This is a genomic window from Pseudomonas hefeiensis, assembly GCF_030687835.1.
In the GTDB taxonomy this organism is placed as follows: Bacteria; Pseudomonadota; Gammaproteobacteria; order Pseudomonadales; family Pseudomonadaceae; genus Aquipseudomonas; species Aquipseudomonas hefeiensis.
In genome coordinates, this window is the sequence record NZ_CP117449.1 from 976,236 (window position 1) to 994,307 (window position 18,072).

The window sequence follows — 18,072 nt, forward strand, 5'->3', positions numbered from 1 at the left end:
ATGAGGGGCATCCTACCCGATTCAGGACGACGGTGACTGTCGCGACGGCGGCGACAAGTTGCACTTCAAGGATGAGAGATTATCGAGTAACGTGCCAATCTTTCTAGATTAAACGTTTCAGCAGGCGTATTTTCAAGGTTAGCAGGATTTTTTGGCCCGTCTGCCGCGATAGCGCCAAAAGCCATTCTGTAACGCTAAGCTGATTCATTCAAAACAATACCTGGCGCCAACCCGACGCCAAAAAGGAGAAAGCATGCTCGAGCTCACTCTAGAGCAGATATCCATGGCCCAGACGGCAGTGGATAAAGACGCCGCGCTGCAATTGCTCGCTGACAAACTGGTGGCCGATGGCCTGGTAGCCGAGGGTTACCTGGCCGGCTTGCAGGCTCGCGAGGCCCAGGGCTCGACTTTTCTTGGCCAAGGTATTGCCATCCCCCACGGCACCCCGCAAACCCGCGATCTTGTTTACTCCACCGGGGTGCGTTTGCTGCAGTTCCCCGACGGCGTGGACTGGGGCGACGGGCAGATCGTTTACCTGGCGATCGGTATCGCGGCCAAGTCCGACGAACACTTGCGTCTGCTGCAACTGCTGACCCGCGCCCTCGGCGAGACGGACCTGGGCCAGGCCCTGCGCCGCGCAGGTTCGGCCGAAGCGCTGTTGAAGCTGCTGCAAGGCGCGCCACAGGAGCTGGCTCTGGATGCACAAATGATTGGCCTCGGCGTGTCGGCCGACGATTTCGAAGAGTTGGTCTGGCGCGGCGCCCGTCTGCTGCGCCAGGCCGATTGTGTGAGCAACGGCTTTGCTGGCGTGTTGCAGCAGGTCGAGGCGTTGCCATTGGGCGATGGTCTGTGGTGGCTGCACAGCGAACAGACCGTCAAACGCCCGGGCCTGGCCTTCGTCACGCCGGACAAGCCCATCCGTTATCTCGGTCAGCCATTGAGCGGTCTGTTCTGTCTCGCCAGCCTCGGCGAGGCGCACCAGGCTTTGCTCGAACGGCTCTGCGCGTTGTTGATCGAAGGCCGCGGCCATGAACTGGGCCGCGCCACCAGCAGCCGCAAGGTGCTGGAAGTGTTGGGCGGCGAACTGCCCGCCGACTGGCCCAGCGCGCGCATCGGCCTGGCCAATGCCCACGGCTTGCATGCGCGCCCGGCGAAGATCCTCGCGCAACTGGCGAAAAGCTTCGAAGGCGAGATCCGCGTGCGCATCGTCGACGGCCAGGACAGCGCCGTGTCGGTCAAGAGCCTGAGCAAATTGCTAAGCCTGGGAGCCCGTCGGGGTCAGGTGCTGGAGTTCATCGCCGAACCCGGCATCGCCGCCGACGCCTTGCCGGCCCTGTTGGCCGCGATCGAGGAAGGCCTTGGCGAGGAAGTCGAGCCGCTGCCGCCACCGAGTGCGCCACAGCAAACCACTATGGCCGAAGTTGCCAGCGTCATGCTGGCGCCCGAGTCCGGCAGCCTGATCCAGGCCGTTGCCGCGGCCCCGGGCATTGCCATCGGCCCGGCTCACATCCAGGTGTTGCAGGCCATCGATTATCCGCTGCGCGGCGAGTCGGCGGCCATCGAGCGTGAGCGCCTGCAAAACGCCTTGAACCAGGTGCGCCGCGATATCGAAGGTCTGGTCGAACGCGCCAAGTCCAAGGCCATCCGCGAAATCTTTATCACCCATCAGGAGATGCTCGACGATCCGGCGCTGACCGACGAAGTCGACACCCGATTGAAGCTGGGCGAGAGTGCGCAAGCGGCATGGATGGGCGTGATCGAAGCCGCCGCCAAAGAACAGGAGGCGTTGCAGGACGCACTGCTCGCCGAACGTGCCGCCGACCTGCGGGACGTCGGTCGGCGTGTGCTGGCGCAATTGTGCGGCGTCGAAACCCCGAGCGAACCCGAGCAACCTTACATTCTGGTGATGGACGAGGTGGGCCCGTCCGACGTCGCCCGTCTGGATCCCGCCCGCGTGGCGGGGATTCTCACCGCGCGTGGCGGCGCCACCGCCCACAGCGCCATCGTCGCCCGGGCCCTGGGTATCCCGGCGCTGGTGGGGGCCGGTGCGGCGGTGCTGCTGCTGGCGCCGGGCACTTCACTGTTGCTGGACGGCCAGCGCGGTCGCCTGCACGTGGACCCCGACGCGGCCACGCTGCAACGGGCCACCGAAGAGCGCGACACCCGCGAGCAACGTCTCAAGGTGGCCGCTGAACAACGTCATCAACCGGCGCTGACCCGTGACGGTCATGCCGTGGAAGTGTTCGCCAACATTGGCGAGAGCGCCGGTGTCACCAGTGCGGTGGAGCAGGGGGCCGAAGGCATTGGCCTGCTGCGCACCGAACTGATTTTCATGGCTCACACCCAGGCCCCGGATGAAGCGACTCAGGAAGCCGAATACCGCAAGGTGCTCGATGGCCTGGCCGGTCGCCCGCTGGTGGTACGCACCCTCGATGTGGGCGGCGACAAACCGCTGCCGTACTGGCCGATCGCGAAAGAGGAGAACCCGTTCCTCGGCGTGCGTGGCATTCGTCTGACCTTGCAACGTCCGCAGATCATGGAAGCGCAATTGCGCGCCTTGTTGCGTTCTGCCGACAACCGTCCGTTGCGGATCATGTTCCCGATGGTGGGCAGCGTCGATGAGTGGCGCCAGGCCCGGGACATGACCGAGCGCCTGCGCCTGGAGATCCCGGTGGCCGACCTGCAACTGGGCATCATGATCGAGGTGCCATCCGCTGCACTGCTGGCGCCGGTGCTTGCCAAGGAAGTCGACTTCTTCAGCGTCGGTACCAACGACCTGACCCAATACACCTTGGCCATCGACCGCGGTCACCCAACCCTTTCGGCCCAGGCTGACGGCCTGCACCCGGCGGTGCTGCAACTGATCGACATCACCGTGCGTGCCGCCCATGCTCATGGCAAGTGGGTCGGTGTGTGCGGTGAGCTGGCGGCCGACCCGTTGGCGGTGCCGGTGCTGGTGGGCCTGGGGGTGGATGAGCTGAGCGTTTCGGCCCGCAGCATTGCCGAAGTCAAGGCGCGGGTGCGCGAAGTGAGCCTGGCGCAGGTAAAAATCCTGGCCCAAGAGGCCTTGGCCGTGGGCAGCGCCAATGACGTGCGCGCATTAGTGGAGGCGCTGTAATGGCCAAGATCCTTACCTTGACCCTCAACCCGGCGCTTGACCTCACGGTGCAACTGGCGCGCCTGGAGCCTGGTCAGGTCAACCGCAGCGATGCCATGCACAGCCACGCCGCTGGCAAGGGCGTGAACGTGGCCCAGGTGCTGGCTGACCTCGGCCACACCCTGACCGTCAGTGGCTTTCTCGGTGCAGACAACGCCCAGGCGTTCGAAACGCTGTTCACCCAGCGCGGTTTTGTCGACGCCTTTATCCGCGTCCCGGGAGAGACCCGCAGCAACATCAAGCTGGCCGAGCAGGACGGACGCATCACTGACCTCAACGGTCCAGGCCCGGTGGTTGATGACGTCGCACAGCAAGCGTTGCTTGAGCGACTGGAACAAATCGCCCCGGACCACGATGTCGTGGTGGTGGCGGGCAGCCTGCCCCGAGGTGTCAGCCCGCAATGGTTGCGGGACTTGATCACTCGCTTGAAGGAATTGGGCTTGAACGTGGCCCTCGACACCAGCGGCGAAGCCTTGCGCGTCGCCCTCGCGGCGGGGCCGTGGCTGATCAAGCCAAACACCGAGGAACTGGCCGATGCGCTGGGTTGCGACGTGGTGAGCGAATTTGCCCAGGCTGAAGCGGCGCAACGATTGCACGCCCAAGGCATCGAGCATGTGGTGATTTCCCACGGCGCCGACGGCGTGAACTGGTTCAGTGTCGGTTCGGCGCTGCATGCCTCACCGCCCAGCGTCACTGTCGCCAGCACCGTGGGGGCCGGCGATTCGCTGCTGGCCGGCATGCTGCATGGCCTGCTCAACGCCGATACGCCGCAGCAGACCCTGCGCACCGCCACGGCCATCGCCGCCATGGCCGTGACGCAGATCGGTTTTGGCATCCATGACACCGCGTTGCTGGCGTCGCTTGAACAGGGCGTGCGCGTGCGCCCCCTGACAGAACAATAAGAGGGTTCGCAAGAATGAAATTAGCCATTGTGACGGCCTGCCCGAACGGCATGGTCACCAGTGTGTTGTGCGCCCGCCTGCTGGACGCGGCGGCCCAGCGCCAGGGGTGGAGCACCAGCGTGGAAGTCCATGACGCGGCTCATCCTGAACGCCAATTGTCGGCCGCGACCCTCGAAGCGGCTGAGTGGGTTTTGTTGGTTGCCAGCGGCCCGGTGGACCTGTCGCGGTTCGTCGGCAAACGTCTGTTTCGCAGCACCCCGGCCCAGGCCCTGCAAGACGTTGACTCGTTGCTGCGCCGTGGCGCCGAAGAGGCTGAAGTGTTGGTCGAATCCGAGGTGCTGGAGCAGACGCCGGCGGTCTCGGCTGAGCGCGCCCCGCGCCTGGTCGCCATCACCGCGTGTCCGACTGGCGTCGCTCACACGTTCATGGCCGCCGAGGCGTTGCAGCAAGCAGCGAAGAAACTCGGTTACGACCTGCAAGTGGAGACCCAGGGTTCGGTGGGGGCTCGCAACCCGCTGAGTGCCGAGGCTATCGCCGCGGCCGACGTGGTGCTGCTGGCCACCGACATCGAAGTCGCCACCGAGCGTTTTGCCGGCAAGAAAATCTATCGCTGCGGCACCGGCGTCGCCTTGAAACAGGCCGAAGCCACGCTGAACAAGGCGCTTGCCGAAGGCCGCCAGGAAAGCGCCTCGGGCGCTGGCAGCGCTGCGGCAAAAGCGGAGAAGACCGGCGTCTATAAGCACCTGCTGACCGGCGTGTCGTTCATGTTGCCAATGGTGGTGGCCGGTGGTCTGTTGATCGCCTTGTCGTTCGTGTTTGGCATTACCGCGTTCAAGGAACCCGGCACGCTGGCGGCGGCGCTGATGCAGATCGGCGGCGACACCGCGTTCAAACTGATGGTGCCGTTGCTGGCCGGCTACATCGCCTATTCCATCGCCGACCGTCCTGGCCTGGCGCCCGGCATGATCGGCGGGATGCTGGCAAGCACCTTGGGCGCGGGGTTCATCGGCGGGATCATCGCCGGTTTCCTGGCCGGTTACGCCGCCAAGGCGATCAACCGCTACGCGCGTCTGCCCCAGAGCCTGGAAGCGCTCAAGCCGATCCTGATCATCCCGCTGCTGGCGAGCCTGTTTACCGGTCTGGTGATGATCTACATCGTCGGCAAGCCGGTGGCGGGCATGCTGGATGGCTTGACCCATTTCCTCGACAGCATGGGCACCACCAACGCGATCCTGCTGGGTGTTTTGCTGGGGGCGATGATGTGTGTCGACCTTGGCGGGCCGATCAACAAGGCCGCCTATGCATTTTCGGTGGGGCTGCTGGCATCGCAAAGTTATGCACCGATGGCGGCGGCCATGGCCGCAGGCATGGTGCCGCCGATTGGCCTGGGCATCGCCACCTTTATCGCCCGCCGCAAGTTTGCCCAGACCGAACGCGAGGCCGGTAAAGCGGCGCTGGTGCTCGGGCTGTGCTTCATTTCCGAAGGGGCGATTCCGTTCGCCGCCAAGGACCCGTTGCGGGTGATCCCGGCCAGCATCGCCGGCGGTGCGCTGACCGGTGCGCTGTCGATGTACTTCGGCTGCAAACTCATGGCGCCCCACGGTGGCCTGTTCGTGATGCTGATCCCCAACGCCATTAACCATGCGTTGTTGTATTTGCTGGCGATCGTGGCGGGAAGTCTGCTGACGGCGGTGTCCTATGCGCTGCTCAAGCGGCCGGAAGTCGTGGAGATGGCGCTGGAGCCGGCCAAGGCCTGACCACTTTAGTTTGAACAATGAAAATTCCCTGTGGGAGCGAGCCTGCTCGCGATAGCGGTGTATCAGTCGACAATGGGTCGCCAGACACTCTGCAATCGCGAGCAGGCTCGCTCCCACAGTGGTTTTGGGGTGTTCACAAGATCCCTGTCACACCCGATTAACACGACCATGCTTAAGTTTTCCCTTTTAGGGGAAACACCATGAGCGAATTCGACCTGGGCCGTCGCCGTGTGATGCAAGCCGTGGGTGCGGGGTTGTTGTTGCCGGGGCTGGCGCCGGCGGTGATTGCCTCGGTCAAGGATCGCCCGGTGCTCACCGATGGCGTGCAGTCTGGCGATTTGCAGGGCGACCGGGCGATGATCTGGAGCCGCTGCGACCGCCCGGCCCGGATGGTGGTGGAGTGGGACACCCGCAGCCAGTTGCCCAACCCGCGGCGTTTCGTCTCACCACTGGCCGACAGCCGCAGCGATTTTACCGCCCGGGTTGAACTCACCGGACTGCCGGCCGACCAGGCGATTTTCTACCGGGTGCATTTTGAAGATGCCCAAAGTGGCGTAGCCAGTGAACCCTGGTTGGGTCACCTGCGTAGCGTGCCGCAGTTCAAACGCAACATCCGGTTTGTCTGGAGCGGCGATACCGTCGGCCAAGGCTTCGGCATCAACCCGGACATCGGCGGCATGCGCATCTACGAAGCCATGCGCCTGCGCCTGCCGGATTTTTTTATCCACAGTGGCGACACCATTTACGCTGACGGTCCGGTGCCGGCCCAGATCACCACCGAAGGCGGGCGCATCTGGCGCAACCTCACCACTGAAGCCAAGAGCAAGGTCGCCGAGACCCTGGACGAATATCGTGGCAACTACCGCTACAACCTGATGGACGAGAACGTGCGCCGCTTCAACGCCCAAGTGCCGCAGATCTGGCAATGGGACGACCATGAGGTGGTCAACAACTGGTCGCCGGGCAAGCAACTGGATGAACGCTACCAGACCAAGGATATCCACAGCCTTGTGGGCCGTGCGCGGCAGGCCTGGCTGGAATACGCCCCCATGCGCTTGCAGAAGGCCGACGCAGGCGCACGGATCTACCGCAAGCTCGCTTACGGGCCGATGCTGGATGTGTTCGTGCTGGACATGCGCAGCTACCGCGAAGCCAACGACGCCAACCTCGGCGGGGCCAAGCCCTTTCTCGGTCGGGAGCAGTTGGACTGGCTCAAGGGCGAATTGAAGCAGTCCCGTGCCCAGTGGAAAGTCATTGCCGCCGACATGCCCATCGGCCTGGGAGTGCCCGACGGCGAAGTCAGTCCCGGCGTGCCACGCTGGGAAGCGGTGGCCAACGGTGATCCGGGGCCGGCCCAGGGCCGTGAACTGGAGATCGCCGAGTTGCTCGGCTACCTGCGCAAGCATCAGGTGCGCAACTACGTCTGGCTCACCGCTGACGTGCACTATTGCGCCGCCCATCACTACCATCCGGAACAGGCCGCGTTCCAGGAATTCGAACCCTTCTGGGAGTTCGTCGCCGGGCCGTTGAACGCCGGCAGCTTCGGGCCCAATCCTCTGGACAAGACGTTCGGCCCCGAAGTGGTGTTCCACAAAGCCCCCCCGACCCAGAACACGTCGCCGTTTGCCGGGTACCAGTTCTTTGGCGAGGTGAACATCGACGGCCAGAGCGGGGAGATGAGCGTGGTGTTGCGGGACTTGGAAGGCCTGGCTGTGTTCGAGAAGAAGTTGCAGCCGGTTTGACTGTTGGTCCGCGCCAGGAACCTCTGTGGGAGAAGCCTCTGTGGGAGAGGCTTCTGTGGGAGCAAAGCTTGCTCGCGATGGCGGTATATCTGTCTAGAAATGGCTACTGACAGTCCGCCATCGCGAGCAAGCTTTGCTCCCACAGGGGTACTAAAGATGGGCGTTTGTCAGTAGACATCCCGCCGATACCGGCCTTGCTCGATCAAGCGCTCCACTGCCGCGGCTCCGAGCACGTCGTTGAGCACCTGGTCCACGCCTGACGCCATGCCCTGCAAGCTGCCGCAGACATAGATCACCGCACCGTCGGCCAGCCATTGCTTGAGCAGCGCGGTTGATTCCAGCAGGCGGTCCTGGACGTAGATCTTCTGTTCCTGATCCCGGGAAAACGCCAGATCCAGACGTTCCAGATCGCCGGATGTCACCCATTCCTGCAACTCGTCACGGCAGTGGAAATCATGCTCGCGCTGGCGCTCGCCAAACAGCAGCCAGTTGCGCTGCATGCCCTCGGCCACGCGCGCCTTGAGCAGGCTGCGCAGGCCGGCCAGACCGGTGCCGTTGCCCAGCAATATCATGGGCACGCCCTGAGGCGGCAGGTGGAAGCCGCTGTTGCGGCGTACCCGCAGGCTAATGGCGCTGCCCAGCGGCGCATGCTCGGTGAGCCAACCGGAGCCAATACCCAAGTTGCCGTCGGCGTGACGTTCCTGGCGCACAATCAGTTCCAGCAGGCCATCGGCGGGAATCGAAGCGATGGAATATTCGCGCAGTGCCAGTGGCGCCAGGGCATCCACCAGCGCCTGGGCATGCATGCCCACCAGATGGGCGCGATTTTCCGGCAGTTGGCGGTTGGCCAGGGCCTGATCGAGACGTTGGGACAAGCCATCGACCTGCACGCGAGCAACGCCGGCGATGCCCAGGCCCTCCAGGAAATGCTCGATGGCCGACAGGTCGTTACGCGGCAGGATTTCCACCAGGTCACCGGCCAGCCAACTGCTCGGGCCGGGCGCGGTGAGGCCCAGCAGATACACGCCAGAGCCGCTACTGTCGGGGTTGAGCAAGGTACGCTGGTGCAGGGTCCAGTTCTCGAAACTGGGCGCCTGCCAGATGTCCAGCGGAGCCTGGCCGGTCAGTTCGGCCAATTGCTGCTGCCAGTGACGCAAGGCGTAAGGATCGCCACTGTCGACTTCCACTGGGGCGAACAGGGTCTTGCCGCCGTGCTCCGACAGCCAGGCGTGCAGGCGTCGGGCGAAGCCGCAGAAGTTTTCGTATTGCCGATCGCCCAGGCCCAGTACCGAATACTGCAGGCCCTCCAGGCTCATGGCCCGGCCCAGTATTTTGCGCTCGAACCCCCGGGCGCTGTCCGGTCCTTCGCCGTCGCCAAAGGTGCTGACGACGAACAAGGCGTGGCTGCAATTGCTCAGCTCCTGCTCGCTGACGCCGGCCAGCGGCTGAACCTTCACCGGCAAGCCGGCGGCCTGGAGCTGGCTGGCGGTCTGCCAGGCCAGTTGCTCGGCGAAACCGCTCTGGCTGGCGAACCCGATCAGCCACGCCGGTGCGTCGCTGTGGTGGGCGGCCAGTTCCTGGCGCGCAGTCTTGACCTGGCGCTTCTTGCGGCGACGATCCAGGTACAGCAACCAGCCGGTGACGAAGAACAGCGGCATGGTCAGCGCCGCGACCGTCACCAGGATTCGCCCGATCAGGCCGAAATAACTGCCGATATGCAGGGCATAGACGCTGGTCAGCAACTGCGCCTTGAGGCTCTTGTCGCTGTAGCGGCTGTGATGACTGATGACACCGGTGGCCGGGTCGAGGGTGAGCTGGTTCAGCGCCCGGTCATGAGGCGAGTTTCTCAGCAGGTAGTACACCGTCGCCGGCTGCCCGGCCACCGGCGGCATACGCACGTTGTAGGAAGTCAGGCCAGGGCCGGCGGCGCTGTAGATGCTGCTCCACATGGCCCGGTAATCGGCCACCGGCGGCGGGCCGCTCGGCACTGGGCCGCGGTTGCGCACCCGTTCTTCTTTGGGGGAATCGGAGAGCAGGCGGGTTACGCCTTTGTTGTACCAATCGTAGGACCAGGTCAGGCCGGTCAGGGCCGCCAGCAGATAAAACGCCAGGCACCAGGTGCCCGCCACCGAGTGCAGGTCCCAATTGAAACTGCGGCCTTTTTTCGCCCAGTCGAGGGTCAGCCAGGCACGCCAGCTTTTCCATTGGCGCGGCCAGCGCAGGTACAGCCCGGACAGGCAGAAAAACACCAGGATCAGCGTACAGGCACCGGTAATCTGCCGACCCACATCCTCCAGGGCCAGGACGCGGTGCAGCCTGAGCATCAGGCCGAAGAGATCCTGGCCCATTACATCGCCCATGAACTGTGCGTTGTACGGGTTGAAATAGCGCATGGGCCCGCGCTTTTCCCCAGGCGGGGCGGCGAAAATCGCCCGTGCGGCGTGACCGCTGTCGGTCTCGACCCAAAGCATGGCGACGGTTTTACCGGAAGCGGCCTCGATCTGTTGCACCAGCTCGGCAGGCGGCAGGACGCCTTCCGGTTGTTTCGGGACCATCAACACCTGGGGGTTCAACGCCCGCAGGATTTCGTCCTGAAATGACACCGCGGCACCGGTAATGCCCATAAACGCCAGGACCAGCCCGGCGCTGATGCCGAAAAACCAGTGCAACTGGAACAGGGTTTTCTTAAACACGTCGCCCGCCTTTCAGTCAGTGCTGTTCATCACGGCGCGCATGTTATCGAGAACCATTCATAAATACACATAAAAGCCACGCTTATGGGCGCGTTTCGCGCTATTGCAAAAAAGCCCGTGACACAGTCACGGGCTTTCGGGTCCTGCGATCAGCGAATCACACGTAGAACGATTTCAGCGGCGGGAAGCCATTGAATTCCACCGCGCTGTAGCTGGTGGTGTAGGCACCGGTCGACAGCCAGTACAGACGGTCACCGATGGCCAGGTTCAGCGGCAAACCGTACTTGTAGTTTTCGTACATGATGTCGGCGCTGTCGCAGGTTGGGCCGGCGATGACCACTTCTTCCATTTCGCCTTTCTTCTCGGTCCAGATCGGGAACTTGATGGCTTCGTCCATGGTTTCGATCAGGCCGGAGAATTTGCCCACGTCCGTGTATACCCAGCGCTCGACGGCGGTACGCGATTTTCGGGCCACCAGCACCACTTCGCTGACCAGGATGCCGGCGTTGGCGATCAGCGAACGGCCCGGCTCCAGGATGATCTCCGGCAGTTCGTCGCCGAAGTCTTCCTTGAGGAAGCGGATGATTTCCTCGGCGTAGGTTTCCAGGCTGTTGGTGCGGGTGATGTAGTTGGCCGGGAAGCCACCGCCCATGTTGATCAGCTTCAATACGATGCCGTCTTCTTCTTTCAGGCGCTCGAAGATCACCTTGACCTTGGCAATCGCTGCGTCCCAGACGCTGATGTCGCGCTGTTGCGAGCCGACGTGGAAGGAAATGCCGTACGGCACCAGGCCCAGGTCGCGGGCCAGGATCAGCAGGTCCATGGCCATGTCGGTCTGGCAGCCGAACTTGCGCGACAGCGGCCAGTCAGCGGTGGTCGAGCCTTCGGTAAGAATGCGCACATAGACTTTCGAACCCGGCGCGGCTTTGGCGATGTTGCGCAGGTCGGCTTCGGAGTCGGTGGCATACAGGCGCACGCCCTTCTCGTAGAAGTAGCGGATGTCCCGGGATTTCTTGATGGTGTTGCCATAGCTGATCTGATCCGGGCCTACGCCACGGCTCATGACTTTATCCAGCTCATAGATCGAAGCGATGTCGAAGTTCGAGCCTTTATCCTTGAGCAGGTCGATGATTTCCACCGCCGGGTTGGCCTTGACGGCGTAATAGACTTTGGCGAAGTCGAAACCGGCGCGCAGGTCGTCATAGGCCTTGGAGATCATCGCGGTGTCGATCACCACGAACGGGGTTTCCTGCTTGTCGGCGAACGCCTTCATTTTCTGAAAGGTTTCGCGCGCAAAATAATCTTCGACCTGGATCGACATACTTGGGACTCCTACTGGCAAACATCAGGATCAATGGGTGTGAGGGCAAGCAGCCCTCGTGAACGTCCTCCGTATCCCCACTTTGGTTCGCCTACTTCCCAAGGCATTGCCGCCGAAAGCAAAAAGGCCATCCAGGTCGTTTGAGAGCTACTGCGTGCTGTGCGCCTTCGGCGCTACGCGAGCAATACTGCGTTGGAAAGAGGCTCGGAATGCTCATTTACAATCAGTAAACTCCGCTTCCTCGCCTCTTCCCGCCTTGTCTTGCCTGCGCTCGCTACGCTCTCAAACGACCTGGAATTTGATGCCCTTGGCCTTGCTGTCTCGTCGTCAGTACTTGAGCCGGATGGATCGTTTCCAGCATGGACGTTCGGCGCGAACTTTAGGGCGTGAGGGGCCTGAGATCAACAAAAAATGTCGCGTTTTTGCACTCATTCGTCGTGTGCCCCGCGACAGCTCCTGATGTAACCGACCTGTGTGACAGATTGATGTTCCCGTTGAAGTTGTTTTTGAGGTATTTCAGGGGCATTTGTGCGGCCCCATTCGCGAGCAAGCCCGCTCCCACACTGGGCCCGCGGGCAACCACAAAATAGTAGGCTGACGCAAATCCAGTGTGGGAGCGGGCTTGCTCGCGAAGGCGTCCGTCAGGCCACAGCAGTCTCGGCTGGCGAAACAATACTGGTCTTGCCTCCACGGGACTTGCCGGAGCTCAGGTACTCGGCAATCGATTCCTGCGTCACCTCGCCGAGGAATACCCGCTCGGCATCCATCACCGGCAGCCACGAACGGTTGAACTCGTACATGCGCGACAACAGGATCCGCAGGTGTTCATCGTAAGCCGCTGTGGCGTTGAATTCGCTCAGGTACTGCGAGCAGGCGCCGGTCTGACGGTGCAGGTCGCGACGTCGTACAAAGCCCAGGGCTTTGTTCTCGGCGCAGGTTACTACCAGGTAGCGACGGTCATGTTCGTCCATCAACTCCAGCGCCTCGGCCACCGGTGTCTCGGGGCTGACCGCTGGTGCGTTGTCCGCCGCGTCTTCAGCCCGGACCAGCAACAAGCGCTTGAGGGTACTGTCCTGGCCGACAAAATTGCTGACGAACTCGTCGGCAGGGTGCGCCAGCAGCGTGTCGGGGTGATCGAACTGGATCAGCTTGCCGGCGCGGAAGATCGCAATCTTGTCCCCCAGCTTGATGGCTTCGTCGATGTCGTGGCTGACCATGATCACGGTCTTGTTCAGTGCCCGTTGCATCTCGAAGAACTCGTTCTGGATCATCTCGCGGTTGATCGGGTCCACCGCGCCGAACGGTTCGTCCATCAGCAGCAGCGGCGCATCGGCCGCCAGTGCGCGGATCACGCCGATCCGTTGCTGCTGGCCGCCCGACAGTTCACGCGGGTAACGATGCAGGTACTGCTTGGGTTCAAGCTTGATCATGCTCATCAATTCGCGGGCGCGGTCGTGGCATTTTTGCTTGTCCCAGCCCAGCAGGCGCGGGACCACGGTGATGTTTTCCTCGATGGTCATGTTCGGGAACAGGCCGATCTGCTGGATCACATAGCCGATGTTGCGGCGCAGGGTCACTTCGTCCAGACCGGTGGTGTCTTCACCGTTGATCAAGACCTTGCCCGAGGTGGGCGCGATCAGGCGGTTGATCATCTTCAGCGTGGTGCTTTTGCCACAGCCCGATGGCCCGAGGAACACGCAGATCTCGCCTTCGTTGACGGTCAGGCTCACCGAGTCCACGGCCTTGACGTCCTTGCCGTTGCTCTTGAAGGTTTTGCTGAGGTTTTGAAGTTCGATCATTTCAGTAATCCTTTTGGGGTCAGCGAACGTTGCAGCCATTGCAGAAGCAAGTCGGCGAAGATGGCCAGGAGACTGACCAGCACGGCGCCGACGATCAGCATCGACATATCGCTGCGGCTGATGGAAGCGAGGATGAGTACGCCCAGGCCACCGGCACCGATGGTGGCGGCGATGGTCATGACACCGATGTTCATGACCACGGCGGTGCGCACGCCGGCCAGGATCACTGGCACGGCGATGGGCAGCTCGACCATGCGCAGGCGCTGGCCGAAGGTCATGCCGATGCCACGGGCGGCTTCGCGGATGCCGGGTTCCACACCCGTCAGGGCCAGGTAGGTGTTGCGCATGATCGGCAACAGGGAATAGAGGAACACGGCGGTGATCGCCGGCATCGGCCCCAGGCCTTGGCCGAATGTGGAATAGACCGGCAGCAGCAGGCCGAACAAGGCGATCGACGGAATGGTCAGCAGCACCGTGGCGCTGGCCTGTAAGGGGCCGGCGAGAGCCGGAAAGCGGGTCATGAAAATGCCCAGCGGTACGCCGACCACAATTGCCAGGGTCACGGCGATGCCCACCAGGGTGATGTGCTGCAGGGTCAGGTGCAGCACCAGCGGCCAGTCCAGATGGGAAAAGGCGTCAAGAAAATCCATGGCTTTTCCTCCAGGTCATTGGGTTGAGAGCAGGGAATGCTGGCGCAGGAAATCGGCGGCAACGGCGGAAGGGCTTTCGTGGTTGACGTCCACGCGGGCGTTGAGCTGGCGCATGGTTTCATCGTCAAACAATTCGGCCAGGGGTTTGAGCTGCGCGGCCAATTGCGGATTTGCATCCAGAGTCGTCTGGCGCACCACGGGCGCGGCGGTGTAGTCCGGGAAGTACTGCTTGTCGTCTTCCAGCAGTTTGAGTTTGAACGCGCTCAGGCGCCCGTCGGTGGTGTACACCAGGCCGGCGAATACCTGGCCGTTGCGCAGGGCGGTGTAGACCAGGCCCGCGTCCATTTGCCGGAGGTTCTCGCGGGTCAGGTTCATGCCGTACAGCTCGACCATGCCATCCAGCCCGTCGGAACGGTTGGCGAACTCGGTGTCCAGGGCCACCAGGTGATTTTCATCGGCCTCGGCCTGTAACACGGTGTTCAATTGGCTGATGGTGTTGATCTGTGGATATTGCTGCGCGATCTTTTCCGGCAAGGCCAGGGCATAGGTGTTACTGAATTTCGACGGCGTCAGCCAGGTCAGGCCTTTTTTTGCGTCGATTTCTTTCACCCGGGCGTAGGACTGGGCGCTGTCGAGTTTCTCCGTGATGTGGTTGTAGGACACCAGCGACACGCCGGTGTATTCCCAGAGCAGGTCCAGTTGTCCGCTCTCTTGGGCGCTGCGGGCCAGGTTGCTGCCAAGTCCACCGGTGATCTGCGCGTCGTAGCCTTTGCCGCGCAGGTATTGGGCGGTGATTTCTGCCAGCAGCGTCTGCTCGGTGAACACCCGGGCGCCGAGGCGAATCAGCGGTTTTTCAGCGGCCTGGGCAAATCCTGCGAACAGCAGGACGCAGCCCAGTATCAAGCTCAACTTCTTCATAACGATTCCTTTATTGCAGCCGGGTCTATGACGCTCGCAGACCGCGTTCCAGCCAGAGGCGGCTGGCCAGTGTCACCAGGCCGTCGAGCAGCAATGCCAGCAGGGCGGTGCACACCGCGCCGAGCAGCAGTTGCGGCTGATTGTTCAAGGCGATGCCGGGGAAGATCAGGCTGCCAAGGCTGTTGGCGCCGATCAGGAACGCCAGTGGGGCTGTGCCGACGTTGATCGCCAGTGCCACCCGCACACCACCGACGATGATCGGCACGGCGTTGGGCAGCTCGACTTTCCACAGCACCTGGCGCGGGGTCATGCCGATGCCGACGGCGGCTTCCTTGAGGGAGCCCTGGACGTTCTTCAGGCCTTCGTAGGTGTTGCGCACGATGGGCAGCAGCGAGGCGAGGAACAGGGCGAAGATGGCGGGGCCGCTGCCGATACCCAGGAAGCCCAGGGCGATGGCCAGTACGGCCAGGGGCGGCACGGTGTTGCCGATGTTGAAGACTTGCATGAAGCGTTCGGCGCGCCCGACCATCGCAGGGCGACTGAGGGCGATGCCGGCGGGGATGCCCACGATCAGCGCCGCCATCATGGAGGCCACAACGAGCATCAGGTGAGCTTGCAGGTAAAACAGTAAATCGTCGTGGTAACGCTCAATCGTATCGATACCAATCCAATAGACCAGCAGGGCCAGGAGAGCGACGACGATCGCGCCCCCTGTCAGCCCTTTGCCATAGCGGATAGCCACAGGCGGACTCCTTTGTATTTCAGTCGGCGCGCGCTTTCCCGTGCGGCAAACCGTCAAGGTTGCCGGGAAAACGTTCGCGAGAAGCAGCTCTGTTCAGTGCCGGTAAAACGGCCTGTAAATGGAGCCATAAGCGCAGCCTCGTCAGGCTAACTTGCTGATTTTGCAGACCCTGACGAACAGCCGTATCAGGGAGGTGGACGTCTTCACGGGGCGAAAGGTTCCCACGTAAAGGGGCATTTGGCCACCCCGGATGTGCCCAATGGTTCGGTTCCTGGCACAAGTTGAGCTATAATCGCCGCCCTTTTTTGAATCACCTGCCAGGCGATTTCCCATGACCAAACAGGCCGCCGAAGTCGCGAAACGCCGCACTTTCGCCATTATTTCCCACCCCGATGCCGGTAAGACCACCATCACTGAAAAGCTCTTGCTGATGGGCAAGGCGATTGCAGTGGCCGGCACGGTGAAATCTCGCAAGTCCGACCGCCATGCCACCTCCGACTGGATGGAAATGGAAAAACAACGGGGTATTTCCATTACCACGTCGGTCATGCAGTTCCCGTATCGCGATCACATGATCAACCTGCTCGATACCCCGGGCCACGAAGACTTCTCCGAAGACACCTATCGCACCCTGACTGCGGTGGACTCGGCGCTGATGGTCCTCGACGGCGGTAAAGGCGTCGAGCCACGGACCATCGCCCTGATGGATGTCTGCCGGCTGCGGGACACGCCGATTGTCAGCTTCATCAACAAACTGGACCGTGACATCCGCGACCCGATCGAACTGCTCGACGAGATCGAAGCGGTCCTGAAGATCAAGGCCGCGCCGATCACCTGGCCGATCGGCTGCTACCGTGACTTCAAGGGCGTGTACCACCTGGCCGACGACTACATCATCGTCTACACCGCCGGGCATGGTCATGAACGCACCGAAACCAAAATCATCGAGAAGCTCGACTCCGACGAGGCCCGCGCCCACCTGGGCGATGAGTACGAGCGTTTTGTCGAGCAACTGGAGCTGGTGCAGGGCGCCTGCCATGAATTCAACCAGCAGGAGTTCCTCGACGGCCAACTGACGCCGGTGTTCTTCGGTACTGCGTTGGGCAACTTTGGTGTGGACCACGTACTCGACGCCGTGGTCAATTGGGCGCCGCGCCCGCTGCCGCGCGTGGCCAACGAGCGCACCGTAGAACCGGTGGAAGAGAAGTTCACCGGCTTTGTGTTCAAGATCCAGGCGAACATGGACCCCAAGCACCGCGACCGCATTGCGTTTATGCGCATCTGTTCCGGCAAATACGAAAAAGGCATGAAGATGCGCCACGTGCGCACCGGCAAGGACGTGCGCATCGGCGACGCCCTGACGTTCTTCTCCTCGGAACGCGAGCAACTGGAAGAAGCCTTTGCCGGTGACATCATCGGCCTGCACAACCATGGCACCATCCAGATCGGCGACACCTTCACCGAAGGCGAAGTCCTGAGCTACACCGGCATCCCGCACTTCGCCCCGGAGCTGTTCCGCCGCGTGCGCCTGAAGGATCCGCTCAAGTCCAAACAACTGCGCCAGGGCCTGCAGCAACTGGCCGAGGAAGGCGCCACCCAGGTGTTCTTCCCGACCCGCAGCAACGACATCATCCTCGGCGCCGTCGGTGTGCTGCAGTTCGACGTCGTCGCCAGCCGCTTGAAAGAGGAATACAAGGTCGAGTGCTCCTACGAGCCCATCACCGTATGGTCCGCCCGCTGGGTCGATTGCGCCGACAAGAAGAAATTCGAAGAGTTTTCCAACAAGGCCGTGGAAAACCTCGCGCTCGACGGCGGTGGTCACCTGACCTACCTGGCGCCGACCCGGGTCAACCTGGCGCTGATGGAAGAACGCTGGCCGGATGTGAACTTCCGTGCGACCCGTGAGCATCACTAAGCGCTGAGCTATACCCCAAAACCCCGCACCGAAAGCTGCGGGGTTTTTTATTTCCGCCTGGGCACCACCAATCCCCTGTGGGAGCAAAGCTTGCTCGCGATAGCGGAGTGTCAGTCGGTCCCAATGTTGCTGACCCACCGCCATCGCGAGCAGGCTCGCTCCCACACTGGAACTTCGGCGGGCAAAAAAATTATGCTCGACACAGATTCCCTGTGGGAGCAAAGCTTGCTCGCGATAGCAGATTGTCAGGCAATTCAGTGGTGGCTGACCCACCGCCATCGCGAGCAGGCTCGCTCCCACACTGGAACTTCGGCGGGCAAAAAAATTATGCTCGACACAGATTCCCTGTGGGAGCAAAGCTTGCTCGCGATAGCAGAGTGTCAGGAAATTCAGTGGTGGCTGACCCACCGCCATCGCGAGCAGGCTCGCTCCCACACTGGAACTTCGGCGGGCAAAAAAAATTGTGTTTGGCATAG

Annotated in this window: 11 protein-coding genes; 5 read left to right on the forward strand and 6 right to left on the reverse strand. The window is 62.3% G+C overall.

What is annotated here, in order from left to right; all coding sequences use genetic code 11:
- Positions 1-253: 253 nt before the first annotated feature.
- The 4 genes from ptsP to PSH57_RS04195 all read left to right on the forward strand — a co-directional run bounded on the left by ptsP (position 254) and on the right by PSH57_RS04195 (position 7,558).
- Positions 254-3,118 carry a phosphoenolpyruvate--protein phosphotransferase gene (gene ptsP, locus PSH57_RS04180; RefSeq protein WP_305387993.1) on the forward strand — a complete coding sequence of 955 codons (2,865 nt, stop codon included), beginning with the start codon at positions 254-256 and terminating at the stop codon, positions 3,116-3,118.
- Positions 3,118-4,059, forward strand: coding sequence for a 1-phosphofructokinase (pfkB, locus tag PSH57_RS04185; RefSeq protein WP_305387994.1), 942 nt, complete (start codon positions 3,118-3,120; stop codon positions 4,057-4,059). Before ptsP ends, pfkB begins: the two co-directional genes overlap by 1 nt.
- Positions 4,060-4,073: 14 nt before the next feature.
- Complete coding sequence (locus PSH57_RS04190; protein ID WP_305387995.1) at positions 4,074-5,816, forward strand: PTS fructose-like transporter subunit IIB; 1,743 nt, start codon at positions 4,074-4,076, stop codon at positions 5,814-5,816.
- A gap of 200 nt (positions 5,817-6,016) precedes the next feature.
- Entirely contained in the window at positions 6,017-7,558 is a 1,542-nt protein-coding gene (locus tag PSH57_RS04195) for an alkaline phosphatase D family protein (RefSeq protein ID WP_305387996.1), read from the forward strand.
- Between the two features lie 167 nt (positions 7,559-7,725).
- Here PSH57_RS04195 and PSH57_RS04200 read toward each other — a convergent pair whose 3' ends face one another.
- The 6 genes from PSH57_RS04200 to PSH57_RS04225 form a co-directional block, all read right to left on the reverse strand.
- The gene (locus PSH57_RS04200) at positions 7,726-10,251 is read right to left on the reverse strand and encodes a sulfite reductase flavoprotein subunit alpha (protein WP_305387997.1); all 2,526 of its coding nucleotides are present in this window, start codon (positions 10,249-10,251) and stop codon (positions 7,726-7,728) included.
- 157 nt (positions 10,252-10,408) lie between these two features.
- On the reverse strand, positions 10,409-11,572 hold the full coding sequence (locus PSH57_RS04205) for a type III PLP-dependent enzyme (RefSeq protein WP_214963741.1): 1,164 nt from the start codon (positions 11,570-11,572) through the stop codon (positions 10,409-10,411).
- 641 nt (positions 11,573-12,213) lie between these two features.
- A complete protein-coding gene (locus tag PSH57_RS04210) occupies positions 12,214-13,371 on the reverse strand; it encodes an osmoprotectant ABC transporter ATP-binding protein OsmV (RefSeq protein WP_256233315.1) in 1,158 nt (385 codons plus the stop codon).
- Positions 13,368-14,021: an ABC transporter permease gene (locus tag PSH57_RS04215; protein WP_139049130.1), complete on the reverse strand. Its 654-nt coding sequence runs from the start codon at positions 14,019-14,021 to the stop codon at positions 13,368-13,370. Before PSH57_RS04215 ends, PSH57_RS04210 begins: the two co-directional genes overlap by 4 nt.
- 15 nt (positions 14,022-14,036) lie before the next feature.
- Complete coding sequence (locus PSH57_RS04220; protein ID WP_305387998.1) at positions 14,037-14,939, reverse strand: glycine betaine ABC transporter substrate-binding protein; 903 nt, start codon at positions 14,937-14,939, stop codon at positions 14,037-14,039.
- A 25-nt stretch (positions 14,940-14,964) separates the two neighbouring features.
- Positions 14,965-15,681: an ABC transporter permease gene (locus PSH57_RS04225; RefSeq protein WP_305387999.1), complete on the reverse strand. Its 717-nt coding sequence runs from the start codon at positions 15,679-15,681 to the stop codon at positions 14,965-14,967.
- 331 nt (positions 15,682-16,012) lie between these two features.
- Here PSH57_RS04225 and PSH57_RS04230 point away from each other — a divergent pair, with 331 nt between their 5' ends.
- Complete coding sequence (locus tag PSH57_RS04230; RefSeq protein ID WP_305388000.1) at positions 16,013-17,596, forward strand: peptide chain release factor 3; 1,584 nt, start codon at positions 16,013-16,015, stop codon at positions 17,594-17,596.
- Positions 17,597-18,072: the final 476 nt, after the last annotated feature.

Excerpts from the sequence above, each read along its gene's own strand:
- ptsP (WP_305387993.1), top strand. The coding sequence starts at position 254 with ATGCTCGAGCTCACTCTAGAGCAGATATCCATGGCCCAGACGGCAGTG.
- pfkB (WP_305387994.1), top strand. The coding sequence starts at position 3,118 with ATGGCCAAGATCCTTACCTTGACCCTCAACCCGGCGCTTGACCTCACG.
- PSH57_RS04190 (WP_305387995.1), top strand. The coding sequence starts at position 4,074 with ATGAAATTAGCCATTGTGACGGCCTGCCCGAACGGCATGGTCACCAGT.
- PSH57_RS04195 (WP_305387996.1), top strand. The coding sequence starts at position 6,017 with ATGAGCGAATTCGACCTGGGCCGTCGCCGTGTGATGCAAGCCGTGGGT.
- PSH57_RS04205 (WP_214963741.1), bottom strand. The coding sequence starts at position 11,572 with ATGTCGATCCAGGTCGAAGATTATTTTGCGCGCGAAACCTTTCAGAAA.
- PSH57_RS04210 (WP_256233315.1), bottom strand. The coding sequence starts at position 13,371 with ATGATCGAACTTCAAAACCTCAGCAAAACCTTCAAGAGCAACGGCAAG.
- PSH57_RS04215 (WP_139049130.1), bottom strand. The coding sequence starts at position 14,021 with ATGGATTTTCTTGACGCCTTTTCCCATCTGGACTGGCCGCTGGTGCTG.
- PSH57_RS04220 (WP_305387998.1), bottom strand. The coding sequence starts at position 14,939 with ATGAAGAAGTTGAGCTTGATACTGGGCTGCGTCCTGCTGTTCGCAGGA.
- PSH57_RS04230 (WP_305388000.1), top strand. The coding sequence starts at position 16,013 with ATGACCAAACAGGCCGCCGAAGTCGCGAAACGCCGCACTTTCGCCATT.